Annotated in this window: 14 protein-coding genes; 10 read left to right on the top strand and 4 right to left on the bottom strand. The window is 72.9% G+C overall.

The window, feature by feature from the left end:
- The first annotated feature begins 22 nt into the window (after positions 1–22).
- The 3 genes from POF73_RS32225 to POF73_RS32235 all read left to right on the top strand — a co-directional run bounded on the left by POF73_RS32225 (position 23) and on the right by POF73_RS32235 (position 8,286).
- A complete protein-coding gene (locus POF73_RS32225; protein WP_272122557.1) occupies positions 23–2,794 on the top strand; it encodes a LuxR family transcriptional regulator in 2,772 nt (923 codons plus the stop codon).
- Positions 2,791–5,340 (top strand): ATP-binding protein, encoded by a 2,550-nt coding sequence (locus POF73_RS32230; protein ID WP_272122558.1) that lies wholly within the window; start codon positions 2,791–2,793, stop codon positions 5,338–5,340. The genes POF73_RS32225 and POF73_RS32230 overlap by 4 nt, the downstream gene beginning before the upstream one ends.
- A 69-nt stretch (positions 5,341–5,409) precedes the next feature.
- The gene (locus POF73_RS32235; protein ID WP_272122559.1) at positions 5,410–8,286 is read left to right on the top strand and encodes a helix-turn-helix transcriptional regulator; all 2,877 of its coding nucleotides are present in this window, start codon (positions 5,410–5,412) and stop codon (positions 8,284–8,286) included.
- 33 nt (positions 8,287–8,319) lie between these two features.
- Here POF73_RS32235 and POF73_RS32240 read toward each other — a convergent pair whose 3' ends face one another.
- Entirely contained in the window at positions 8,320–8,535 is a 216-nt protein-coding gene (locus POF73_RS32240; RefSeq protein ID WP_272122560.1) for an acyl-CoA carboxylase epsilon subunit, read from the bottom strand.
- Positions 8,536–8,581: 46 nt separating this feature from the next.
- On the bottom strand, positions 8,582–9,352 hold the full coding sequence (locus POF73_RS32245) for a thioesterase II family protein (protein ID WP_272122561.1): 771 nt from the start codon (positions 9,350–9,352) through the stop codon (positions 8,582–8,584).
- 292 nt (positions 9,353–9,644) lie between these two features.
- Here POF73_RS32245 and POF73_RS32250 point away from each other — a divergent pair, with 292 nt between their 5' ends.
- From POF73_RS32250 to POF73_RS32280, 7 genes are all read left to right on the top strand, one after another.
- Positions 9,645–10,496, top strand: coding sequence for a metallophosphoesterase family protein (locus POF73_RS32250; protein WP_272122562.1), 852 nt, complete (start codon positions 9,645–9,647; stop codon positions 10,494–10,496).
- Positions 10,493–11,287 carry a 4'-phosphopantetheinyl transferase family protein gene (locus POF73_RS32255; protein WP_272122563.1) on the top strand — a complete coding sequence of 265 codons (795 nt, stop codon included), beginning with the start codon at positions 10,493–10,495 and terminating at the stop codon, positions 11,285–11,287. The genes POF73_RS32250 and POF73_RS32255 overlap by 4 nt, the downstream gene beginning before the upstream one ends.
- Positions 11,288–11,346: 59 nt before the next feature.
- Entirely contained in the window at positions 11,347–12,837 is a 1,491-nt protein-coding gene (locus POF73_RS32260; RefSeq protein ID WP_272122564.1) for an NDP-hexose 2,3-dehydratase family protein, read from the top strand.
- Positions 12,821–13,603 carry an NAD-dependent epimerase/dehydratase family protein gene (locus POF73_RS32265; protein ID WP_272122565.1) on the top strand — a complete coding sequence of 261 codons (783 nt, stop codon included), beginning with the start codon at positions 12,821–12,823 and terminating at the stop codon, positions 13,601–13,603. Before POF73_RS32260 ends, POF73_RS32265 begins: the two co-directional genes overlap by 17 nt.
- 81 nt (positions 13,604–13,684) lie before the next feature.
- On the top strand, positions 13,685–14,653 hold the full coding sequence (locus POF73_RS32270; RefSeq protein ID WP_272122566.1) for an ABC transporter ATP-binding protein: 969 nt from the start codon (positions 13,685–13,687) through the stop codon (positions 14,651–14,653).
- Between the two features lie 3 nt (positions 14,654–14,656).
- Positions 14,657–15,424, top strand: a complete 768-nt coding sequence (locus tag POF73_RS32275) for an ABC transporter permease subunit (RefSeq protein WP_272122567.1) — start codon at positions 14,657–14,659, stop codon at positions 15,422–15,424.
- A gap of 79 nt (positions 15,425–15,503) precedes the next feature.
- On the top strand, positions 15,504–16,280 hold the full coding sequence (locus POF73_RS32280; RefSeq protein WP_272122568.1) for an FkbM family methyltransferase: 777 nt from the start codon (positions 15,504–15,506) through the stop codon (positions 16,278–16,280).
- Between the two features lie 99 nt (positions 16,281–16,379).
- Here POF73_RS32280 and POF73_RS32285 read toward each other — a convergent pair whose 3' ends face one another.
- Both POF73_RS32285 and POF73_RS32290 read right to left on the bottom strand, forming a co-directional pair.
- The gene (locus tag POF73_RS32285; RefSeq protein WP_272122569.1) at positions 16,380–17,438 is read right to left on the bottom strand and encodes a ketoacyl-ACP synthase III family protein; all 1,059 of its coding nucleotides are present in this window, start codon (positions 17,436–17,438) and stop codon (positions 16,380–16,382) included.
- Between the two features lie 58 nt (positions 17,439–17,496).
- Positions 17,497–25,101: type I polyketide synthase (locus POF73_RS32290; protein WP_272122570.1), on the bottom strand; the 7,605-nt coding region annotated here is incomplete at its 5' end.

Consider the following 25,101-nt stretch of genomic DNA (forward strand, 5'->3'; position numbering starts at 1 on the left):
CGGTGGCACCGTGAACCTCGTTTTGGCTGCCTTGCCGGCGCATCACCCGCCGCCCCCGGGCGCGGCTCCGGCCGAACCACCGCCGGGCGCGACCGCCCTGCTCTCGGCGCTGATCGGCCTCATGCCCCGGGCCGGGTCGGGCCCGGCTCCCGCCGTGATGCTGACGGGACCCGCCGGCATCGGCCGCAGCACACTGCTGCAGACCTTCTGCGAAACCGTCAGGTCCTGGGCACCGGTGCTGCGCGCCGGCCCCCTTGACGGAACCTGGTACGACACAACCGGCGCCGCACGGACCGACGCAGCCGTCGTTCAGGCGCCGCTGGACGGCGGGGCCCTGTCGTCCCATCGGCTCCACGAGACGGTGGTGGAGCTCTGCCGACGCGGCCCCGTGGTCCTCGCCATGGACGACGCGCAGCTGTGCCGCCCGCGCTCCCTGCGCGGCCTGGGCTACGTGCTGCGCAGGTCCACCGGACTGCCCCTGCTGCCGGTGATCACGGTCCCCACTCTTCCCGCCGCCACCGAACACCCCGCCGTCACCTCGCTGCTCGCCCACCACGCCTGGACGCCCCTGCAGTTGAAGCCGCTGACGGAGACGGACGTCGCCGAACTGCTCACTCAACGGCTGGGCCGCCGACCCGACGCCGCCCTGCTGCGGCGGTGCATGGAGCACTCGGAGGGCATACCCGCAGCGGTTCACGCATTCGCCGACCGGTGCGTCGGCACAAGTGCCGCGGGGGACACGGGGAGAGGAGCGGGCCCGACCACACGGACGGGCCCCGGCGCGCTGCCCGGTTCTGCCTCCGCGGTGCTGTCCGCGGTGGCCGCACTGGGCTCCGCCGACCCGGAGTTGGTCAGCGAACTGATCCGGATGCCCGTCTCAGCCGTACAACGGGCCATGGGCCACCTCACCGAGCGCCGGATTCTGTCCCCCGAGGCTCTGCGAGCAGGCACCGACGGATCCGCCGGTGACGTACCGCACGGCATATCGAGTGACGACCTCATTCCGCTGTACTCCCGTGCCGCGCGCCTGCTGGAGGATGCGGGGCGCCCACCGACCCAGGTGGCGGACGTCGTCCTGCGGATCCGGTACGGCGCCGAGCCCTGGATGCTGGAGGCGCTGTACAGCGCGGCCCTGGACGCCGACTCGCCCGGTGGCGCCGTGCGTTACCTTTCGCACGCACTGGACATGGGTGTCGACCAGGACACCCGCACACTGCGCCGGATCCGGGCCCGGCTGGCGGAGACACTCACCACCACCGAACCCTCCATCGCCCTCCACCATCTGAGCACGTTGCTGGCCACCAGCACCGATGGGCGGGAACTCGCCGACATCGCCTTGCGGTACGCCGACACCCTCGTCGTCCTCGGGCTCGGTGACGAGGCGGCCCGACTGCTCGCCCAGGTCCTGGACCGCCCGGCCGGCTCCGGGGCGGTCACCGTCCCGGAAGACTGTCGGCCCGCCCTGGAATCGGCCCTGCTGCTCTGCGGATCGTTGCGGCCCGCATCCGTACGCTGGCTCAGAGAGCGCTCTCAGCAAAGCATCGAGCCAGCCGCCGACAGCCCCGGCAACCGACGCCTGCGCCTGGCCCGCACAGCGTTGTCGATGCTCAGCGGCCGGCCCGTCGCCCTGCCCGACACCCCCGTCCCGATGGCCGCCTGTGCCGCCGGCACCCCGCTGGACGACCTGTCGTTGATCGCCTCCGCCGTCGTGGCGCATCTCACCGACCACACCACCACGGCGCTCGACACCCTCGACCGGCTCTTGCACCGCCCGGTCCGCCGGGGACTCGACCCGAGCCGGGTCCAGGCCCTCATGGTCCGGGCACTCGTGCTGTGCGGCACGGGTGACCTGCCCGCGGCCGAACACGACAGCCGACGGGCCCTGGAACTGGAGAGCCGAAGCGGCGACGGCCCGGTCGTCGCTCCGGCCGTCACCCTCGCCTATGTGCTCGCCCAACGCGGCGAGGTCGCGGCCGCCGAGCATGTGCTCCACGAGATCAACGGCCCGGACCTGCAGCCGCTGTTCTACGTCCACCCCATGTACTGGTGGGCCACGGCAGCCGTCCGGAGAGCCCACGGTGACCTGCGCGGCGCCCTGGTCGCACTGCGCTCCAGCGGCCGGGCGCTCGGCCCGGGAGGCTCGGAGTCACCGGTGCTCCTGCCGTGGTGGCTGGAGGCGGCCGACCTGCTGACCGAACTCGGCCGCCCTGCCGAAGCGCGCCGAGTCGCCGCCCGGGGCGGTGAGCTCGTCGCGAGCTGGGGCACCGCGCGCAGTGCCGGACTGGCCTTGCTGGCCCGTGGTCTGGCCACGCCCGGCCGCGCCGGACACCGGCTCCTCGACAAGGCGTGTGCCCAACTCGCCGAATCCCCCGCCCGGTTACTGCGGGCGCGCGCCGAATACGCACTGGGCGTGGCCCTGCTCGACGACGGCGACCCGCTGGCTGCCCGGCCCCGGCTGCGGACCGCGCTGGACCTGATGATCGGCTGCGGGGCGGGCAACGCCGCGGAAGGCGTCCGCCTCCGTCTCGCCGAGGCGGGCGGCCGGCCGCGCCGGCTCACCGGCCGCCCCGGTGACGCCCTGACCGAACGTGAGCGCCGGGTCGCCGCCCTGGCGATGGCCGGCCGTTCCAACCGGGAGATAGCGGAGGAGCTCTACATCACCCGACGCACGGTCGAACTCCACCTGACTCACACCTACCAGAAGCTCGGCGTGAGCGGCCGGGAGGAACTCGTGGGCGTGTTGCAAGACACACCCGGGGTCGGTGGGTCCCAGCCGGGCGGTGTGGAGCGATGAGCAGCGCACCGGGCATCCCATCAGCCCCCTGCAGTCGTGCCCTGCGCGAGCGGGCCGCCCAGGACGACTTCGCGCCGCTGTACGGGCGGGAGGCCGAGGAGGCGGCGCTGGTCCACATGACGGTTCGGCTCCGCGGCGGCACCCCCGGCGTGACGGTGATTCACGGCAGTCCGGGCAGCGGACGCACCCGACTGCTGCGGCGCGGCCTGGCCCTCGCCCGGGCCCTCGGTGTCCAGGTCCTCACCGCACAGGGCTCAGCCACGCCCTCCCCCGATCCCTACACATTCGTACGGCAGTTGCGGCTGCCTCGGCCCACGACGACCGGCCCGTCCTTGGCTGCTGGGGCACCCACGGAGGGCTCCGTGCAGGGATGGTGCCGCGCGCTGCTGTCAACGGCGCACCGGCCGACGCTCCTCGCCCTGGACGATGTGCAGTGGGCGGACCCCGAGTCGGTTCAGGTGATCGCGGGGCTGCTGCGGCGGCTCGCCTCGGCGCCGCTGGGGGTGCTGCTGACGGTGACCAGCGCCCGCGGAGAGTTCCCCGATGCCTGCGCCGAACTCATTGATCAGGCGGCCGCGTTCAAGGGCGGAACAGAGCTGCGGCTGGAACTCGGACCGCTCGGCGTCCCCGAGGTGCGCGCGATGTGCGCGGCGTCGGGACTGCCCGTTCCGGCGGCGTCGGACGGCATCTGGTGGGAAGGGGCCGCCCGGCTCAGCCACGGCAGTCCTTGGCTGCTGCGGCGGGTCCTGAATGAGCTGCGCCGGGAGCCGGGCGAGCTGCACGCCACCGGGCTGAGGACGGCGTTCACCGCTGGAATCGCCGCGGCGCGGGCGGCGCGGGCGGCTGAGTCGGCGGCGAAGCTGGCCGCGGGACCGCTCGCGCTGTTGAGGGGGCTGACCGTTTGCCGGGGGTTGGTGGCGGTGGACCGGGTGGCCGCCCTCGTGGGCCTCGACGAGACCGAACTGCCGGGCGCCCTGCGGACGTTGCGGGTGCAGGGCCTCATCGACTTCGGCGATCCGCCGCGGCTGCGGCTGACCGACGGTACGGCCACCGTGCTGGTCGGTATGGACGGCGACGAGCGCAGGCGGCTGCAGGTGGAGGCGGCCCGCTGGGCACACCGTTGCGACGCCGACGAGGAGGTGCTCGCCGCGCTGCTGCTGAACACCGTGGCGTTGGGCGAGCCCTGGGTACCCTCGGTGCTGCGTCGCACTGCCCGGACCCGGCTGGAGCGGGACCACCACACCAAGGCGGCGGAACTGCTGGAGCGTGCGCTGCGCGAGCCGCTCCCCCCGGCCGTGCGCGCCGAGGTGCTGCTGGAGGCCGCCGAGGTGTACACGATGGCCGCGCCCGAAGCGGCGGACCACCGCATCGCCGAGCTGCTGTCCGGAACGCAGGCCCGTCCGCGCGTGCGCACAGCCGCACGGGACCTCCTGCTCGCACGCGGCGAACCCAGTTCGGCACTGAACGTGCCGGTCGTGGTGTACGGGAACGACCGCGCGGCATCCGCGGACGTACCGCGGGACGTCCGGCTTCGGCCGTCGGACGTCGTGCAGCGTCCTGGATCCACGGCACAGGACGCGGGGGCGGCACTCCACGGTCCGCCGGACCCGGATGTCGATCCGGCCGCCCTCGCCGCCGCGGCCTGGCGGCGGACGATGCGGTGCGACGACGTGGCCGAGGTACAGGAGATGTGCCGACAGGTACTGCGGGCACCGCTGGACGGAGCGCTGCTCCCCCGGTTCACCGCCTGTTGCGTGCTGTCCCTCGCGGACGCGCACGGCACGGCGCGCAGCGCGCTGGATGCCACACTCGCCGAGGCGGGGCACCGCCGCAGCCCCGCGCTGGTGGCGTTGGGACTGCTGGTGCGCGCAGACCTGAACCTGCGGGCCGGTGATGCGGACACCGCCGCCCACGACCTCGCCGCCTGCCGCTCCCTGGCACCGCCGGAGGTGTGGCATCCCAGCCGGCTCGCCATGCTGCGGGCGACGCAGATCCGGCTGCTGGTCGTGCGGGAGCGCTACGAGGAGGCCGACCGACTGGCCGGTGAGAAGCTGCCGCTCGGTGCCGAGGAGAGCAGCGCCTGGGGTCATGTGCTGTATGCCCGCGCGCAGCTACTGCTCTGCCGGGGGCACCCTCGGCAGGCGCTGGCCGCGGCCGAAGAGTGCGGTCGGCGGCTGGCGGCCCTCGAATGGGGCAACCCGGCGCTGATGGCATGGCGTTCACTGGCGGCCTTGGCCCTTCGGGGCTGCGGTGACCATGATCGGGCGGCGGTTCTGTTCGCCGAGGAGTCGCGGTTGGCGGAGCGTTGGGGTACCGACTCCACGCTCGCCTGGACCGAACTGCGACAGAGCCTCGGCTCACTGACGCCGCAGGCGGCCCGGCTGACCGCACGCGATCTGCGTCGGCTCGGCCCGGCGCCCGCGGCCCGGCGTCTCGTGCAGGGCGTCGTGGCCCGGGAAATGGCCGGATCCCGTCACGGGGCACGGGCGGACACCGCAGCGCCCGCATCGGTGCCCCGGGACGGCCGAAATCCGGTGAATCCATAACCGATCCCACACAACGCACGTCTTACTCACCCCCCATGCTCCACCAGACCGTGCAAGGAGGCCGCTGGCATGTTGCATGAGCGGCAGAACGAATTGAAAGTGGCAGCCGAGGCCCTCCGGCTCGCCGTGCAGGGCAGCGGATCCCTCGTCGTGATCAGCGGGCCGCCCGGCATCGGCAAGTCGGCTGTGCTCAACGAGATCGGTGAACTGGCCACACGACTGACCGTTGGCTCGGTTGCCGGGTCGGCGGCACCGGCACGGCCTCTGGTGATGCGGGCCTACGCGGCCCCCGCGGAACGCGACTTCCCCCTCGGTGTCGCCCGGCAGCTGCTGGAACCCGTCGTCAAGTCGGGCCCCTTCGTGCGCAGATGGTGCTCAGGGCCCGCCCGGCCCGCGCTCGCATTCCTCCAGAGCGACCCGGAGGCGCCCAGGCAGCACACCCCGACGACCACGCGCGCCCTGCTGTCCATGGTGGAGAACATCAGCCACGACCGTACTCCGGTTCTGCTCGTCGACGATCTGCACTGGGCGGACGAGGGCACGCTGGACTGGCTCGACGACCTGGTGCAACAGGTGGCGCACCGGAGGATCCTGGTCGCGGTGACCGTGTGCGAGGGAGAACCCGCGGCGGAGCCACCCGTCATCCGCCCGGTCGCGGCCGCCGAGTACACCCTGCTGCCGGCCCCGCTCGCCGCGACATCGGTCGACGCCCTGATCCTGGACCACCTGGGCGCTCCTGGCGACGCCGAGTTCACGGCCGCGTGTCACGATGTCACGCGCGGCAACCCGCGGTATCTCGTATCGCTTCTCCAGGAGTGCCGGACCCACGGCATCGCCCCGGTGGCGGCTGCGGCGCCGCAGGTGGCCGGGCTGGTGCCGCCGGCGCTGCGGCGGCGCCTGCTGCTGAGTCTGCGGGAGCAGCCGCCGTCCGTGCTGGCCACGGCCCGTGCACTGCTGATCCTCGGAGACGACGCCGACCGGCAGGTGCTGGGAGAACTGGCCGGCCTTGACCCGGTGGACCGGGACGACAGTCTGCGGCGGCTGCGCCGGCTCGGGTTGATCACCTGGCAGGACGGCCTCCGGCTGGCGCATCGGGCGGTTCACGAGGCGATCGAGGACGTCACACCACCGGCCGAACGCAACCGGCTGCACCTGGCGGCCGCCGCCCTGCTGCGCTACCGGGGCAGCACGCCCGAGGAGGTGGGCGGCCATCTGCTCGCCACCACCGCCCCATTGGACGACGACGCGGTGGCGGCACTGCGGCACGCGGCCGGCACGGCCATGCATCGCGGCGCCCCCAGGACGGCCGCCCGTTATCTGCGCCGGGCACTGCGTGACGCCCTGCCGCACAGCAAGGCACGGGCCCGGCTGCTGGTGGAGCTGGCGACCGTGGAGCGCAGTTTCGCTCCGTCGGTCGCCGTCCGGCACATCGCCCAGGCGTTCCCCCTGCTGCCCAGCCCGCTGGCCCGAGCCGAGGCGCTGACGGCGCTCACTCCGGTGTCGCCCGGTACCACGCTGCTGTCGCTCGGCGACCTGTTGCGGCAGACGGCGCAGGAGTTGGCGGCTTCCGAGGAGCTTCCGGCCGACCGGGGCTCGCTGGAGCTGCGCCTGGAAGCCCGACTGCGTTACTTGTGCGAGAACGATCCAGCGGTGCTCGCCTCAACCCTGGACCGCTTGGCCTCGTTGGGCGAGCGGCCGGAGATGTCCGGCAGCGGCCAGCGGGAGCTGCTGGTGACGCTGCTGCACTCGGCGACGGCGTCCGCCACGTTGACCGCCGCAGAGGTGGGGGCGCTCGCGCGCCGTGTGCTGGACCACGAGCCGGCCTCCGCGGCACATGTACACACGATGCTGCCGCTGATGGTGTCGGTCGCTCTCTCCGCGGACTCGGTGGCGGGGCTGCCGCCCTGGCTGGATACGGCCCTGCAGGACGCGGTGCGCCGGGGAGGACGACTGGAGGAGTCGGTGATCCTCAGCGAGCAGGCACTGGTGCTGCTCGCCCAGGGCCGGCTCACGGCCGCCCGAGAACGGGCGGTGAAGGCCTGCTCAGTGGTGGAAACGGAGGAGGTGAGCACACTGTCGGCACTCGCCCTGGTCATGGTGACACTCAGGACCCGGGAACCGGAACTGATCGGTTCGCTGCCGGAACCGACCCGCGGACTGTACGAGAACTGCAGGCTGCCGGGGCTTTTCACCCTGGTGCGGGGACTCAAGGCGGAGCAGCAGCACGAGCCGGGCATGGCCGTGGAGCACTTCCTGGACGCCGGGTACGCGCTGGAGCGATCCGGATGGCGCAATCCGATGCTGGCACCGGCGGAGTACTGGGCGGCGCGCGCGCTGCACCGGATGGGTGAAGTGAACCGGGCCGAACAGCTGAGCGCACAACACCTTGAGCAGGCGCGGGCCTGGGGTGCCCCGTCGGGCGTGGGCCGCGCGCTGGCCTTGCAGGCAACGGTGACGGGCAAGGCCACGGCACCGAGGTTGCTACGGGAGGCCGCCCAGGTGCTGGAGGGATCCGCCGATCTGCACGCCCGGTCGATGGTGCTGCTGCAGCTCGCGGAGGCGGTGGCATCGCGCCATGCCGCCGAGGCGGAGGCGGCGCTGCGCACGTCGTACGAGCTGGCCGTGGAGTGCGGGGCGCCCCAGGTCGCAGCCCGTGCACAGGAGATGCTGGGGCCCGCAGCGGTCGCCGTCACGGCGCCGGCACGGCTGACGTCGGCCGAACGGATGGTGGCTCAGATGGCCGTGCAGGGTCTGACCAACCAGGCCATCGCCGACACCCTCGGCGTCTCGCGGCGGGCCGTGGAGAAACATCTGACGAGCTGTTACCGCAAGATGTCCACGTCCGGCCGTTCGGGCCTCGCCGACGCCCTCGAGGAAGCGGGGCTGCTCGACCCGGCGGGCGAGCCGCCGCCCGGCGATGAGATCCGTCCCCAGGGAGTGGTCTGACGAGGATCTCCGGGCGTCCGCGAGGAGCCGTGGTCACGACGCCCCGCGCCAGCTCACCGGCGACCGGTAAAAGGGGCGGCGTTCCGGACGGCTCCAGCGGGCGTCGCCACGGCAGGGGCCGGCCGGATGCCGATCGGGTTGGCCGGCGGCGGCGCGGGCCAGCAGGACCGCGGTCAGCGCGGCGAGTTCCTCCTGGCTGGCCGTGCCCCGCTCGACCCGTACCAGGGCGGTGTCGTCGGACGTGCTCACCTGCTCTCCTTCCTTGTGTCGGGTCGTGCTCCCGGCAGGGCGCCGGTCAGGCGCCCTGCGGCGCGGCCTGTGCCGCGAAGTGGTCGTCGAGCACCTTCAGCACGTCCGCGGCACGGCTGTTGAGGTAGAAGTGGCCGCCGGGCAGGATCCGCAGGTCGAAGTCCGCGCTGGTGTGCTTCTCCCAGTCCTGGGCCTCGTCGAGGGACGTCTTGGGATCGCTGTCGCCGACGAGGGCGGTGATCGGGCAGGCAACCGTGGCGCCCGGTGCGCTTCGGTAGGTCTCGACCGCCCGGTAGTCACCGCGCAGCGCGGGCAGGATCATCCGGATCAGTTCGTCGTCGTCCAGCAGCCGGTCGTCGGTGCCGCTCATCGCCTTGACCTCGGCGACGATGCCGTCGTCGTCGCGCCGGTGGACGTTCTCGTCGCGGTAGCGGGAGGGGGCTCGCCGGCCCGAGGCGAACAGCCGTACCGGACCGCTGCCCTCCCGCTCGAACCGCCGGGCCACCTCGAAGGCGACGAGCGCGCCCATGCTGTGTCCGAAGAAGGTCAGCGGACGGTCGTCCCAGCCGCGCAGCACCTCGTACACGTGGTCCGCGAGCGTGGCGATGTCGTCGATCAACGGCTCGTTGCGCCGGTCCTGGCGGCCCGGGTACTGCACGGCGACAACGTCGACACGAGGGGCGAGGGCCGTGGAGACCGGCAGGTAGTAGCTGGCCGAACCGCCCGCGTGGGGGAAGCAGACCAGACGGTGGGCGGCGTCGGGAGCCGGGTGGAACCGTCGGCACCACAGGCCGTCGTCGGCGGGGGAAACGCTCACGCTGCTCGTCCGTCCTCTGTTAGCCGATTCCAGTGGTCTTGAGCACTGGCTTGTTCGTGCGGATGTGCCGCCACTATCCGGCACCGCCGGCCCCGGACGGCCATGCCGGTCGGAAGTCTGGGCGTTTCCCCTGTACTTCGCCCTCAGGGCCTGCGGCGCGTTGTGCGGTCGGCCGGGGCGGTGACATAAAGCTGAGCGCCGGACGCGTATTCGAGGCTCCGGACGCGCAACGAGGAGTCTCCATGCCCAGCACCACCGATCCGCGGCCCGCGACCGGCGAGACAGCGAAGCGGTGAGCCGTGTCCCGGGCGGCAGGCTCTTCGCGGTCAGTGACCTGCACGTCGCCTACGAGCAGAACCGTGCCGTCGTACGGGACCTGCGCCCCCGCGATCCCTCCGACTGGCTGATCGTCGCCGGTGACATCGGGGAGCTGGTCTCGGACATCGAGTGGGTGCTGCGACTGCTCGCCGAGCGGTTCGCCACCGTGGTGTGGGTGCCGGGCAACCACGAACTGTGGACCCACCCGGACGACCCGGTGACCCTGCGCGGTGAGGCCCGCTATCGCAGGCTGGTCGAACTGTGCCGGTCCCTGGGGGTGTTGACCCCGGAGGACCCGTACGCGCAGTGGCCCGGCCCCGACGGGCCGGTGGTGATCGCACCACTGTTCCTGCTCTACGACTACTCGTTCCTGCCGTCCGGTGCCACCGGCCCCGCGGACGCGCTCGCCCGGGCGGAGGAGGCCGGGGTGGTGGCCACCGACGAGTTCCTCCTGCACAGCGACCCCTACCCGGACCGCGCGGCCTGGTGCCGGGCGCGGCTGGCGTACACCCGAGAGCGGCTGGACGCCTGCCCGCCGGATCTGCCGACCGTGCTGGTGAACCACTTCCCGCTGGTCCGCGAGCCGACCCGCATTCTGCGGTACCCGGAGTTCGCGCTGTGGTGCGGGACCACCGCCACGGACGACTGGCACCGGCGTTACCGGGCGGCCACCGTCGTCTACGGCCATCTGCACATCCCCCGCACCACCTGGCACGACGGGGTGCCGCACCGGGAGGTGTCGCTGGGCTATCCGCGCGAGTGGCAGGCGCGCGGGATACCCGATCCGCTGCTGCGCGAGATCCTTCCCCGGCGAGGTTCCCGATGACGTCGCTGATGCGTCGGCTGCTGCCGGACCACGTGGAAGTGACCGAGGTCCTCGGCGAGTTGGTGGCGCCCCCGCTGTTTCCGGAGGAGGCGGCGGTGGTGGCGCGGGCAGTGGACAAGCGCAGGCGGGAGTTCGCCACCGGTCGCCGGTGCGCCCGGCTGTCGCTGGCCGCACTGGGGATCGAGGCGGTGCCCCTGCTGCCAGGACCGCGCGGTGAGCCCGGCTGGCCCGCGGGGGTGGTCGGTGCCATCTCCCACTGTGACGGCTACCGGGTGGCGGCGGTCGCCCGAAGCACCGACCTGGTGGCGCTCGGCATCGATGCCGAGTCGGCCGCCGCGCTGCCGGACGGCGTCCTGGAGGCGGTGTCGCTGCCCGAGGAACGCGCCGACCTCGCCCGGCTGCGGCGAACGGTGCCGGAAGTGCCCTGGGACCGGCTGCTGTTCAGCGCGAAGGAGTCGGTGTACAAGGTCTGGTTCCCGCTCACCCGCAGGCCGCTCGGGTTCGAGGAGGCCCGGGTGCGCTTCACCCGTGAGCCCGATGCCGCGGGCGCGGCACGGGGCACGTTCTCGGTCCGGCTGCTGATACCGGTGCCGCCCGCTTTCGCGGGTCCGGTCGGCGGTGGCGCCGAACTCACGGGGCGGTGGCTGGTCGACCAGGGCCTGGTGCTGACCGCGCTGGCACCCGCCGTGCGCCCCGCGGGAGACGGCCCATGCGCCGGTGTGCCGGGGGACCGGTCCATGGCCGGCGCATCCGGGGCGTCGGCGCGTCCCGGCCCACCCTGCCCGCCGTAGTGACCCCACGGTCCGCGGCGGGCGCCGTGGGCCGACGTCGATCCGATGGAGAGGCAGCGATGCCCCAGCTCAACGCGACCGGTCCCCAGTCCGATACCGAAGCGGTCCTCGCCGCGCGGTTGGCCGCCTCGGCGACGGCCACCGGCGGCGAGGCGATGTCCGACGTCCAGTTCTTCGACTGGCTGGACGAGCGGCGCCGCAAGCACAGCCAGGAGGTGCGCCGCACCACCTTCGCCGACCTGTCCGGTTGGGGCTTCCACCCGGACACCGGCGACCTGGAACATCACAGCGGGCGGTTCTTCGCGGTGCGCGGGCTGCAGGTGCGCACCGACTTCGGGCCGGTCCCGGAGTGGAGCCAGCCGATCATCCGGCAGCCGGAGATAGGCATCCTGGGCGTCGCGGTCCGCGAGATCAACGGGGTGCTGCACTGTCTGATGCAGGCGAAGACCGAGCCCGGCAATGTCAACGGGGTGCAGCTGTCCCCGACCGTGCAGGCCACCAAGAGCAACTACACGCGGGTGCACGGTGGTTCACCGGTGCCGTATCTGGACTGCTTCCGTGAGCCGCGGGCGCGGGGCCATCGCGTACTCGCGGATGTGCTCCAGTCCGAGCAGGGCTCGTGGTTCTTCTGCAAGCGCAACCGCAACATGATCGTCGAGGTCGGCCCGGAGGTGGAGGCGGGCGAGGACTTCTGCTGGCTGACGCTGCGTCAGGTCAATGCTCTGCTGCACTACGAGAATCTGGTCAACATGGACGCACGTACGGTCCTGTCCTGTCTGCCCGACTGGCATCACGGCGCCGGACCGGCTCCCGGCATCCACTCGGACGCGGCCGTCCGCAGCTGGATCACCACACAGCAGAGCGAGCGGGAGGTCAGCGCCGAGCTGTTGCCGTTGCGCGAGATCGAGGGACGCGGCTGGTACCTCGCCGAGGACCGCATCTCGCACGAGCGGGGCCTGTTCTTCAGCATCGTCCCCGTGGACGTCGTCTCGAACCGGCGTGAGGTGGCGTCCTGGTCGCAACCGCTGCTCGAACCGCACGGTCTGGGGGTGGCGGCGATGCTGGTGCGCCGGATCGACGGCGTGATGCACTGCCTGATGCATGCCCGGGTCGAGCCGGGCTATCTGGACGTCATCGAACTCGGCCCCACCGTGCAGTGCACCCCGGGGAACTACGCACATCTGCCGCCGGGGGCCGGCCCCCTCTTCCTCGACCTGGTGGAGGCGGCCCGTCCGGAGCAGGTGCTGTTCGACACGGTGCTGTCGGAGGAGGGCGGCCGGTTCCTGAACGCCCAGAACCGCTACCTGATCATCGAGGCGGACGACAGCGTCCCCACCGACGTGCCGGACGACTACCACTGGGTGACGCTGCGCCAGCTCGGGGAGCTGCTCAAGTACAGCCACTACGTCAACATGCAGGCGCGGACCCTGGTCGCGGCCCTGCGCACCGTCGCGGGCATCGCCCCCGGCCTGCCCGTGGCCGGTGTCGGCGCTGCGGGAATCGCGGGCACCGCCCAGGGGAGGGGAGAGGTCCGTGCGGATCATCGGTGACGGCTTCCTGGCCCGCAATCTGGCGGCCTCGTTCGGCGACCGCTTCCCGGAGGTGACGGCACTCGCCTCCGGCGTCTCCAGCACGGCCACGGCCGCCTTCGACGAGTACGACCGCGAGGCCCGCGTCCTCTACGACGTGCTGGACGAGTGCCGGCGGCACGGCCGCCGACTGCTGTTCTTCTCCACGGCCTCCTTCTCCATGTACGGCTTCCCGCCCGGCCCGGCCGCCGAGACGGACCCCGTACGGCCGCCGAACGCTTACGGGCGGCACAAGTTGGCCCTGGAGAGCGTGGTGCGCTCCTCCGGTACCGAGCACCTGATCCTGCGGCTGAGCCATGTCGTGGGCCGCCATCAGCGGCCGCACCAACTGCTGCCCACCCTCGTCAGGAACATCGTCGAAGGCGAGGTGACGGTCCTTCGGGGCGCGCACCGGGATCTGCTGGACGTGCGGGATCTGCTGCACGCGGTCGAGCGGCTCCTCGAGGACGGGGTCAGCGGCGAGATCCTCAACCTGGCCTCCGGAGTTCCGCAGCCGGTGGAGTCGATCGTGACGGCCATCGAACAGCGCCTCGGCGTCACGGCCCGCCGCATCCATCGCCCGGGCTCGCCCGCGATCACTCAAGCCTCCGTGGAACGTCTGCGCCTACGGGTGCCGGACTTCCGCACCGCCACCGCGGACCAGGACTATCTGAGCGCCCTGTTGGATGCCTATCTGCCCTACTACACCGCTTTGCCGGCGGACTTGGGGGCACAGCCCGGCCGGTGACGGCGCCGTCGACTACGAGAACCCCTAGACAAATCCCCCGAACACAGGTCGGAAGACACTCCTCCGCTTAGCGTGAGCCCCATGATTGAGCTTGCCGGAGTGACCAAGCGGTACGGCGAGAAGGTTGTGGTCGACGACCTCACCTTCACGGTCCGGCCCGGCTGCGTCACCGGATTCCTCGGACCCAACGGAGCGGGCAAATCCACCACGATGCGGATGATGCTCGGTCTGGACCGCCCCACCTCGGGCCATGTTCACATCGACGGCCGGCCCTACGCCCGGCTCAAGGAGCCGCTGCGTCAGATCGGTGCGCTGCTGGACGCGAAGGCGATGCACGGCGGACGCAGCGCGTATCAGAACCTCAGGTGCCTGGCGCTCAGCAACGGCATACCCCTGACCCGGGTCGACGAAGTGCTTCATGAGGTCGGTCTGGACTCGGTCGCAAGGAAACGGCCCAAGGGCTTCTCCCTGGGCATGGGGCAGCGGCTCGGCATCGCCGCGGCGCTGCTCGGAGATCCGGAGATCGTGATGCTGGACGAGCCGGTCAACGGCCTCGACCCGGAGGGCATCCACTGGATCCGCACCCTGATGCGACGGCTGGCCTCGCAGGGCCGCACGGTGTTCGTCTCCAGCCATCTGATGAGCGAGATGGCGCTGACCGCCGACCACCTGGTCGTCATCGGCCGCGGCAAGCTGCTCGCCGACACCAGCATGGAGGACTTCATCGACCGCAACTCCCGGTCGTCCGTGCGCGTGCGCACGCCCGAACCGGAGAAGCTGCGGGACGCGCTGTCCGCCGCCGGCATCACCGCCACCGAGAACGGCTCCGGTGCCTTCGAGGTGACCGAGGTCCCGTCGGAGCGCCTCGGCGAACTCGCCCTGGCGCACGGCATCCTGCTGCACGAGCTGAGCCCGCAGCACGCGTCCCTGGAAGACGCGTTCATCGCGCTGACCGGTGAGGCGGCCGAGTACCGCACCGGTCCGTTCGCCGCGGCCGCCGAGTCGCCCGGCGGCGGGCCCGCACCGCAGACCACCGGCAAGGAGTCCTGACCCATGTCCGCACCCATCGCGACCCTCCGCTCCGAGTGGGCCAAGCTCACCACGGTCCGCTCCACGGGGTGGACCCTGTTCGCCGCCTTCGCCGTCACCGTGGTCTTCGGCACGCTGGTGAGCGCGCTGTCGAACTCCCAGTACGACGACCTGTCGCAGCAGGAGAAGCTCTCCTTCGACGCCGCCGGCACCAGCTTCGCCGGCGGCGTCCTGGGCCAGCTGGCGATGATCGCGTTCGGGGTCATGGTCGTCGGCGGCGAGTACAGCAGCGGCATGATCCGCAACTCGCTGGCGGCGGTGCCGCGGCGCGGTGTCTTCTACTTCGGCAAAGTGACGGTCGCGACCGGTGCCGCGCTCGTGGTCGGCATGGTCACCAGCTTTGCGACCTTCTTCGCCGGGCAGGCCGCGCTCGGTTCCCACAGCACCACGATCGGCGCGGACAACGTGCTGCGCGCGACACTGGGCGCCGGGCTCTACATGACGCTGATGGCCGTGTTCTCGATGGGCGTGGCCACCATGCTGCGCAGTTCCATGCTGTCCATGGGCATTCTCATGCCGTTCTTCTTCCTCGTCACGCAGATCCTGACCTCGGTGCCCGGCGCCAAGGATGCCGCGCATTACCTTCCCGACCAGGCCGGTCTGGCCATGGCGCGGGTGGTCGAGAAGTCGGATGTGCCGTACGGGCCCGGTGGCGGCCTCGCCATCATGCTGCTGTGGGTGGCCGCGGCCGTGCTCGGCGGGTATCTCGTGCTGCGTAACCGGGATGCCTGAACAGCCCGTCCAAGTCTAGGAAATTGCTGGTGTTCCGCGAGGCACACTGAGCAGCAATCCACGGCTCAGGGAGCACTTCATGACCGACATCAGGTCAGTTCAGGTCGCTGACGGCGTTTCGTTCTTCGTTCCGCAGACGGAGGGCGCACTGTTCTCCGAAGTCGACTTCATCTACAACGAGATATTCGTCGAGCGCACGTATCTCAAGCACGGAATCCAGCTTTCCGATTCCTCGCGGATCGTGGACGCCGGAGCGAATGTGGGATTGTTCTCCCTCTTCGTCAAGCAGGAGTTCCCCGGCGCGAAGATCCTGGCGTTCGAGCCGATCCCGGCCATTCACCAGGCGCTGCTGGAGAACCTGGACAGCCACGGCGCGAAGGACGTGGAGGTGGTGCGCTCGGCGCTGGGCCGTCGGTATGAGGAGCAGGTCCGCTTCACGTTCTACCCCGCCCTGCCCGGCAACTCCACGCGGTACCCCGAGCAGAAGAAGGTCGGGCAGGAGCTGACGGTGGAGCAGATCGGCCAGGAAGCCCTGGACCGCATCATGGCCGGCTTCGAGGTGGAGGCCGAGGTGAACCGGCTCTCCGACAAGCTCCGCACATGGGCGCCCGAGGGTCCGATCGACCTGCTGAAGATCGACGTCGAGGGCGCGGAACTCGAGGTCATGGAAGGACTGGACGCGGCGGACTGGCAGCGCGTGCGCCAGACCGTCATCGAGGTGCAGGACCTCGACGGCCGCCTGGACGCGGTGCGGGACATCCTCGACGCACAGGGCTTCTCCGTGACGGTGGAGAACGCCGCGCACCTGCCCGAGGTCTTCCGCTATTCCATGGTGTACGCCAGGCGCGAGCACTGACACTCCGGGGCCGCCCCGCTGCCCCGGCCACCACGAACAGACCCGGCACCTCGTCCTCGCGGTGCCGGGTCTTTCGCTGCCTCCATGGGTGGGCCCCGTTCAGGTGACCGGCTGCTCCTGGGCCCAGGCCGGCAGTTCGAGAATGGTGAGGACGGCCGAGGTCGACACCCAGCCGGACGCCGACGTGGTCATCAGGATGTGGTCGCCCGGGGACAGCAGCCCGTTGACCAGCAGGTGGTTGAGGGAGACCGCCATGTCGCAGGCGCCCATATGGCCGTACTCCTTGCCGAAGTCCCAGGTGGAGCGGGACATCGGCAGGCCCAGCGGCTGCATCTTCATCTGGTCGATCATGCGGGAGTCGCTGTTCGCGGCCACCACCCACCTCAGGTCCGACGCGTTCAGCCCCGCGTCCACCAGCGACCGGTGCACGATGTCCAGCTCGAAGTCGCGGATCATCTCCATGCACTTGTCCAGGGGCATCACGTGCTGGTTGAAGTAGGACAGCAGTTCCATCGTGCCGGACGCCTTGCGCTGTTCCCCGCGGAACGGCAGCAGCGACTCCTCGCCGCGATGCCACTGTTCCAGTTCCGGCTGGGTCCCGGAATTCACCGCGCGCAGCGCCGCGAACCCTCCTTCGCCGCTGAGCAGGACGGCGGCGCCACCGTCGCTGGCGGTGAATCCGGTACCGAACCCCGTCCACCGGTCGATCAGCGGACTGGTGAAGTTCTCCGCCGCCGTCACCAGCACGGTCTCGGCGCCGGCGGCGCCCGTCAACTGACCGACGGCGACCTCGATACCGGCCAGCAGGCCGTTGGAATGCTGGCGCACGTCCGTGCTGGCCACCTCGCTCACGCCCAGCTCACGCAGCACATAGCCGGGCGGGTAGAACCCCTCGGGGCCATGCTGCACGGCGGTGCAGTGGACGTGGTAGTCGAGGTCGTCGAGGTCATTGGCGGACCGGCGGAACGCCTGCCGGGCGGCCAGCACCGCCATGTCCAGCGCGGGCAGGTCGTCCGCGATGTACGCGGCGGTCAGGCCGGTGCCGTACTGGACGGAGTACTCGTCGTAGAGCCCTTCCCGCACAGCCTGCTCGACGCTCACCCACCGGTCCGGGATGTAGGCCCCGACCGTGTCGACATAGACGCCGTCCGTTTTCATCTGTGCTTCTCCTCCTTGGGTGTCGGGCTACTGCTGGCGTGCGGTGCGGTGGCCGGTGTCACGGGCGCAGGAGTTCGTCCTTGAGGTGCGCCGCCAGCCGTCCGGGGGTGTCGACTTCGAACAGCAGGGCGGCGGGCAGCCGCAGTCCAGTGGTCTCACGGAGCCGGTTGCGCAGGGCGAAGGCGGTGAGCGAGTTCAGGCCGATGTCCCGGAAGGCGCGGGTGGCCTCGACGGCCTCGGGCGACGGGTAGTCGAGCACCGCGGCGACGTCCCTACGGACGATGTCCATGAGGACGGCTTCGCGCTCGGCGTCGGCCAGACCGGCGAGGCGGCGCCGGAGCATGCTGAGGGTTCCCGCGCTCCCCCGCTGCCCCACTCGTCGCCGGGCCGCTGGTCCGGCCAGGCCCCGCAGGGGGGCCGGCAGGCTCTCGTCGCCGGATCCGCCGACGAGGGCGGCGGCGTCCGGACGAAGCAGCACGGCGGTGGGGGCGTCGAGGGCGCAGGCCGCGTCGAAGAGGTCAAGGCCCGCGGCTCGGGGCAGCCGTGCCACACCCGCGAGTGCGCCGCTCGCCACGCCCTCCCCGATGTCCCACGGTCCCCACGCCACCGACATCCCCGGCAGCCCCGCCGCACGGCGGCGCAGGGCGAGAGCGTCGAGGAAGGCTCCCAGTGCGGCCTCGCCGCCCCGTCCGGCGGCGCCCAGCGTGCCCGCGGCGGACGACAGGAAGACCAAGGGGGCCCCGGCGGCGGGTGTCCGGTGATCGGCCAGTTCGACGAGGTTCAAAGCCGACCGCAGCTCCTCCGCCAGGAGTTCCTCCGCCGTCTCGCCGTCCTCCGGTAGCTGCGCCGTGTGCACGACGGCGGTCAGCGGGTGCCCGGCGGGCACCGACTCCACCAGCGCGGCCAGCGCCGCCCGGTCGGCCGGGTCACAGTCCGCGACGGTCACGTCGGCACCCAGCGCGGTCAGTTCCGCCGCCAGCTCGGCGAACCCGTCGCCGTGCGCCGGGGCCGCGAGCAGCAACCGCCGCGCGCCTCGCTCGGCCACCAGGTGCCGCACCACCGTGGCGCCGGCCGACCGGGTCGCGCCGGTGACGAGGACGGTGCCCGACGGGTCCGTCAGGACTCCCGCGCTGCCTTCCGAAGTCTCCACGGGGGCGAGCCTCGGCACGTGCACGGCGCCCCGGACGAGGGCCAGTTGCGGCTCGGGCGTGGCGAGCGCGGCCGGCAGGGCACGCCAGGTCGCGCGGGTGCCGTCCAGGTCGGCCACGACCAGTCGGCCGGGGTCGACCAGCTGTGCGGAGCGGATCAGGCCCCATACGGCCGCCGCCGCCGGGTCCGGTGCCCCCGCGCCGTCGACGGCGGTGAGGGAACCACGGGTCAGGAACACCAGCCGCGCGTCGGCGAACCGCTCCTCGGACAGCCAAGTGCGGGCCAGTTCGGACGCGTGGCCGACGGCTTGGGCCAGGGCGGTGTCCGCGAGCTCGGGTGCACAGCCGACCAGCACCGCGTCGGGCACGGCCACCCCGGAGTCCACCGCCTTCGTGAGGGCGCCGAGGGTGGGGTACGCCTCGGTGTAGACGCCCGCCTTCATCAGGGCCGACCGGGCGCCGAGCGGATCGGGGCCGACGAGCGCCCAACGGGGTTTGTCCTTGGGGTTCTCGCACGCCGTCCGGGTCCAGCGCAGCCGCAACAGCGGGCCGTGCTGGGCGGTGCGGGCACGGGTGAGCCGTGCGGGGTCGGCGGGACGGAACTGGATCGCGCCGATCGCTGCGACAGGCAGGCCGGTGTCGTCGGCCGCGTCCACGGCGACGGTGTCGGGGCCGGTCCGGGTCAGCCGTACGCGCAGTGTCGAGGCGCCCTCGGCGTACAGCGCCACCTGGTGCCAGGACTCGGGCAGCGGCGGGCGGGCGGTGTCCTGTGGGGCGGTCTCGTCCGTCGTGGTGAGGGCGAGGGCGCGCAGGGCGGTGTCCAGCAGGGCCGGGTGCAGGCCGTAGTGGGCGCTCTCCGGCCGCTGCTCGGCGGTCAGCGCGACCTCGGCGAACACATCGTCACCGTGCCGCCACAGGCCCAGCAGGCCGTCCGTGTGCGAGGTGGGCAGGCCGGCGAGGTCGACCGTCTCCGCCTCGGCGGGCGGCCAGAGTTCCAGGTCGAAGGAGGCCGGTCCGCCGCCGGAGCACAGCGCCGCGCGGGCGTGGCGGGTCCAGGGGGTGCCGGGCAGGGCGCCGGCCGGCCGGGAGTACACCGCCAGCGGGCGTTCCCCCGATGCGCCGGGCTCGCCGACGGTCACCCGCAGCCGGACTTCGCCGTCCTCGGGCAGGACCAGTGGTTCCTCCGCGGTCAGTTCGGTGATCCGGTCGCAGCCGACCCGGTCACCGGCCTGGACGGCGAGTTCGACCAGGAGCGACCCGGGCGCCGTGACGGTGCCGGCCACGGTCCGCGCCGCGGCCCACGGCTGGCCGGCCCGCGACAGGCCTCCGGTCAGCAACAGTCCGCCCGTTTCGGGGAGTTCGACGACCGAGTCGAGCAGCGGGTGCCCGTCCGCCGCCGGTCCGGCCGATCCGGCGGACGACCTGTCGCCGTCCGGACGGGGAACGGCGGGCATCCAGTAGTGGCGGCGGTGGAAGGCATACGTGGGCAAGGGCACCCGGCGGGCTCCGGTGGGCGCGAACACGGCCTCCCAGTCGATCTCGACGCCCCGGACGTGCAGGTGCGCGAGCAGAGCCGTCAGGTCGGGCACGTCCGGGCCGGCCAGCGGCAGCAGATCCGCCTGTTCGCCCGTCCCGGGGTGACCGGTACCCGGCTCCGTGCCGCCGGCCGGCTGCTCCCCGCCGAGGACGACCACCGTGCGGTGCCCGCTGTCGAGCAGCGCCCGCAGCGCCTCCTCGAAGCGGCCGGAGCCCTCGGCCAGGTCCGCGGCCCACCGTACGGCGTCGGTCTCCTCCCCCGCGTCCAGCCATCCGCCGGTCGCCGCGGAGTGGAACGGCACCTCGGCGGGCCCGAACCGGACCGAGGGCACGCTCTCGTCCGTCGTACGGCTGTGGTGGACGGCCAGCCGGGCGCCGGCCTCCGGGGACAGCAGCCCGCCGGCGCAGGCCGCCGCGATCTCGCCGTAGCCCTCACCGGTCACCGCCGCGGGCTCGATGCCGTACGAGCGCAGCAGTGCGGTGATGGCGACGGTCACCGCCCAGCCGAGCGGCCTGGCGATCTCGGGCCGCTGCTGCCAGTCGGCTTCGGTGCGGCCGGCCAGGACGTCGGCGGGGGTCCAGCCGGCCAGGGGGGACAGGGCCCGTCCGCAGGCCGTGAGTGTCTCGGCGAACACCGGGGCGGAGCCCGCCAGAGCGGCTGCGCTCGCCGTCCATCGGGCGTCGGGCGCCGGGAAGGCGAGTACGACGGGTGGCCGGTCCGAGCCGGTCCTGGCGGCGCTGATGACGGGGATGTCGGGCTCGGTGCCGTCCGCCAGCGCCTTCAGGACGCGCAGGGCCGTGTCGTGGTCGGTGGCGGTGAGCACGGCGCGGTGTTCCAGTGCGGACCGGGTGGTGGCCAGCGACAGGGCCACGTCGTGCAGCCGTGCCGTCGGCTCCTCCGCCAGGAAGGCGTGCAGCCGGGCCGCCTGCCCGCGCAGCGCCACCGCGCTGCGCGCGGACAGCGGCAGCGGGATGCGGCCGGGCAGCGTCGGGGCCCCGGTCCGCGTGCCGCCGGCGGTGTGGGCATCGACAGGGGTGTCGGCACCGCCGGTGGCGTCTTCCCCGTCCCGGGGCGGCTCTTCGATGATCACGTGCGCGTTGGTGCCGCTGATGCCGAAGGACGACACGCCGGCCCGGCGCGGGCGGTCGCCGCGCGGCCAGGCCACGTCCTCGTGCAGCAGTTGCACCGCGCCCGCGGACCAGTCGACGTGCGGGGTGGGCCGGTCCGTATGCGGGGTGCGGGGCAGCAGGCCGTGCCGCATCGCCATGATCATTTTGATCACCCCGCCGGCCCCGGAGGCCGCCTGGGTGTGGCCGATGTTGGCCTTCATCGAGCCCAGCCACAGCGGCCGTTCGCGGTTCTGCCCGTAGGTGGCGACGAGCGCCTGGGCCTCGATCGGGTCGCCGAGCGGGGTGCCGGTGCCGTGTGCCTCCACGGCGTCCACGTCGGCCGCGGTGAGTCCGGCGGAGGCCAGCACCTGGCGGATCAGCCGCTGCTGGGCCGGCCCGCTGGGGGCGGTCAGTCCGTTGGAGGCGCCGTCCTGGTTGATGCCGCTGCCCGCGATCCGGGCGAGCACGGTGTGGCCGCGCCGCCGGGCGTCGGAGAGGCGTTCCAGGAGCAGCAGGCCCACACCCTCGGCCCAGTTGGTGCCGTCGGCGTCGGCCGAGAACGGCTTGCACCGGCCGTCGGCGGCGAGGGTGCGCTCGCGGCTGAAGGCCACATAGGGGTCCGGCTGCGACATGACCGCCACCCCGCCGGCCAGTGCCAGGTCGCACTCCCCGGCGCGCAGCGCCTGCGCCGCCAGGTGCAGGGCGACCAGCGAGGACGAACAGGCGGTGTCCACCGCCACCGAGGGTCCCTCCAGCCCGAACGCGTACGACACCCGTCCCGCGGCCACATTTCCGGCGGTGCCCATCTGCATGCCGGACGCGTAGTCGTGGTAGGTCACGCCCGCGAACACGCCGGTGCGGCTGCCCTTGAGGGAGACGGACGCGATCCCCGCCCGCTCGAACACCTCCCAGGCCGTCTCCAGCAGCAGCCGCTGCTGCGGGTCCATGGCCAGCGCCTCTCGGGGCGAGATACCGAAGAGTTCGGCGTCGAACTCGCCCGAGTCGTACAGGAATCCCGCCTCGCGGACATAGGTGGTGCCGGGGCGGTCGGAGTCCGGGTCGTACAGCGCGTCCAGGTCCCAGCCACGGTCGGCGGGAAAGGGGCCCAGCCCCTCGGCGCCCGTGGCGACCAGCCGCCACAGCGCTTCCGCGGAATCCGCTCCGCCGGGGTAACGGCAGCCCATGCCGACGATCACCACCGGGTCGTCGTCGGGTACGGCGGCAGCGGGCCGTGCCAAGGTGCCGTCGCTGTCGTTCTGTTCGGCGTCCAGCCCCAGTGCCGTGACCAGGTGGCGGGTCAGGGCGCTGGAGGTCGGGTGGTCGTAGACGAGGGTGGCGGGCAGGCGCAGTCCGGTCTCCTGGCCGAGCCGGTTGCGCAGGTTGACGGCGGCGAGGGAGTCGAAGCCCAGTTCCTTGAACGGCTTGTCCGAGCCCACCAGGTCGGCGCTGTCGTAGCCGAGCAGGGCGGCGACCTGGCCGGTGACCAGCTCGGCCACCGCCCGGCGCCGACGCGCGCGGGGCAGTGCGGCGAGCCGGCGGGCGAATCCGCCGCCCTGCCCGGCCGCGGTGGCCGCGTCCCGGCGGACGGTGACCCGCAGCAGTCCGCGCAGCAGCGACGGCAACTCACCGTTCTGCGCGTGGGAGCGCAGGGCCCCTGTGTCGAGCCGCATCGCCAGCAGCAGCGCCCGGTCGGCAGCCGTGCCGCTGTCGAACAGGGACAGTCCGTGCTCCGCGGAGAGCGGGATGACGCCCCGGGCGGCAGTCCGGGCCGTGTGCGTACGGTCCAGGGTGGCCGTCATACCCGCGGACCGCTCCCACGGTCCCCACGCCAGTGACGTCATCGGCAGGCCGGCGGCGCGGCGGTGCTGGGCGAGGGCGTCGAGGAAGGTGTTGGCGGCCGCGTAGTTGGCCTGTCCGGGATTGCCGAGCAGGCCCGCCGCGGAGGAGAACACCACGAAGGCGGACAGGGAATGATGCTTCGTCAGCTCGTGCAGGTGTGCCGCGGCGGAGACCTTGGCGGCGAAGACCGTGGTCAGGCGCTCCGGGGTGAGGGAGGTGAGCAGGCCGTCGTCGAGGACACCGGCGGTGTGCACGACCGCGGTGACCGGGTGCTCGGCCGGCACCGAGGCGAGGAGCGCGGCCAGGGCGGCGCGGTCGGCGACGTCGCACGCCATGACCGTCACCTCGGCGCCGAGCGCGGTCAGTTCCTGCCGCAGTGCGGCCGCCCCCGGTGCGGCGGGCCCGGACCGGCTGACCAGCAGCAGCCGTCGTACGCCGTGCCCGGTCACCAGGTGCCGGGCGGCCAGGGCGCCCAGTCCGCCGGTGCCGCCGGTGACCAGAACCGTGCCGTCCGGCCCGAACGCCGCGGCCGTCTCCTCCGTCTCCTCGACCGGGCGCGCCGCGCGGACCACCCGGGGTGCCAGCAACGCGTCGCCGCGTACGGCGATCTGGGGCTCGTCGTCGCGTACGGCGGCCGGGGGAAGGGCGTCGGCCGTGTCACGGTCGATGAGCAGGAAGCGGCCGGGGTGCTCCGACTGGGCCGTACGCACGAGTCCCCAGACCGGGGCGTGCGCGAGGTCGGCTACGCGGTCGTCGGCGCCGGCCGCCACGGCGTGGTGGGTGAGGACCACCAGCCGGGCGGCGTCGAGGCGCTCGTCGGCCAGCCACTCCTGCAGGGTGGTCAGGACGGCCGCGGTGGCGTCCTGGGCCGCGGCGGCGAGGCCCGCGCTGTCGGCGGGTCGGCCGGTGGAGCCGACCGGCAGCAGCACCGTCGCGGGCAGCGCGGCACCGTCGTCCAGGGCGCTGCGCAGGGCAGCGAGGTCGTGGTGGGCGCGGACCGGCAGGCCCTGCGCGGTCAGGTGAGCCGCGAGACCCGCACCGTCCGCTCCCAGGACCGCCCAGTCGCCGTCCTCGCGCCCGGCGGCGCCGGCGTCGGTGGTGCGGTCGGACAGCGGCGCCCACTCCAGCGTGTACAGCCCGTCGACCGGCCCGTCCGTGGCGAGGTCCGCGACGGGGACGGCGGTCAGGGCGACGGAGTCGACGGTGGCCAGTGGCCGTCCTTCGGCGTCGATCAGGGTGAGCCGGACACGGTCCGTGCCCGCGCCGGTGACCCGCAGTCGCGCGGCTCCGGCTCCGGTCGCGTGCACGGTGACACCCTGCCAGCCGAGCGGCAGCACGATCCGGCCTCCGCCCGCCTCGGGCACGGCGGACAGGGCGGTCTGCACGGCCGCGTCGAGGAGTACCGGGTGGAGGCCGAAGGCCCCGGGGTCCTGGTCGCGCAGTTCGTCCGGGACGGTGAGGTCGGCGAAGAGGTCGCCGCCGCGACGCCACAGGGCGCGCACACCGCGGAAGGCGGGACCGTAGGAGTGGCCGTGCAGCGACAGCAGTTCGTAGAGGCCGTCCACGTCGACCGGCTCGGCGTCCTCGGGAGGCCAGGCTCCGGTGGCCGGTGCGTCCCCGGCGGGCCGGTCGGCCGTGCCCAGGGTGCCCTCGGCGTGGCAGCGCCAGGTCTGGTCGCCCTCGTCGTCGTCCGGCCGGGAGTGGACGGTCACCGTGCGCCGTCCCGTGTCGTCGGCGGCGCCGACCAGGATCTGCATCCGCACCGCTCCGCGCCGGGGCAGCGGCAGCGGCTCGCGCACGGTCAGCGACTCCAGGACCGTGCAGCCGGCCTCGTCGCCGGCCCGGACGGCCAGTTCGACGAGGACCGACTCGGGCAGCAGCGTGGTGCCCGCCGTCTCGCGGTCGGCGAGCCAGGGCCGGGACCGGGCGGAGAGCCGGCCGGTGAGCAGGATGCCGCCGGCGTCGGCGAGTTCGACGGCGGCGCCGAGCAGCGGGTGCCGGGCGGCGCCGAGGCCCGCGGCGTGGATGCC

The organism is Streptomyces sp. HD (assembly GCF_028369295.1).
Taxonomy (GTDB): domain Bacteria; phylum Actinomycetota; class Actinomycetes; order Streptomycetales; family Streptomycetaceae; genus Streptomyces.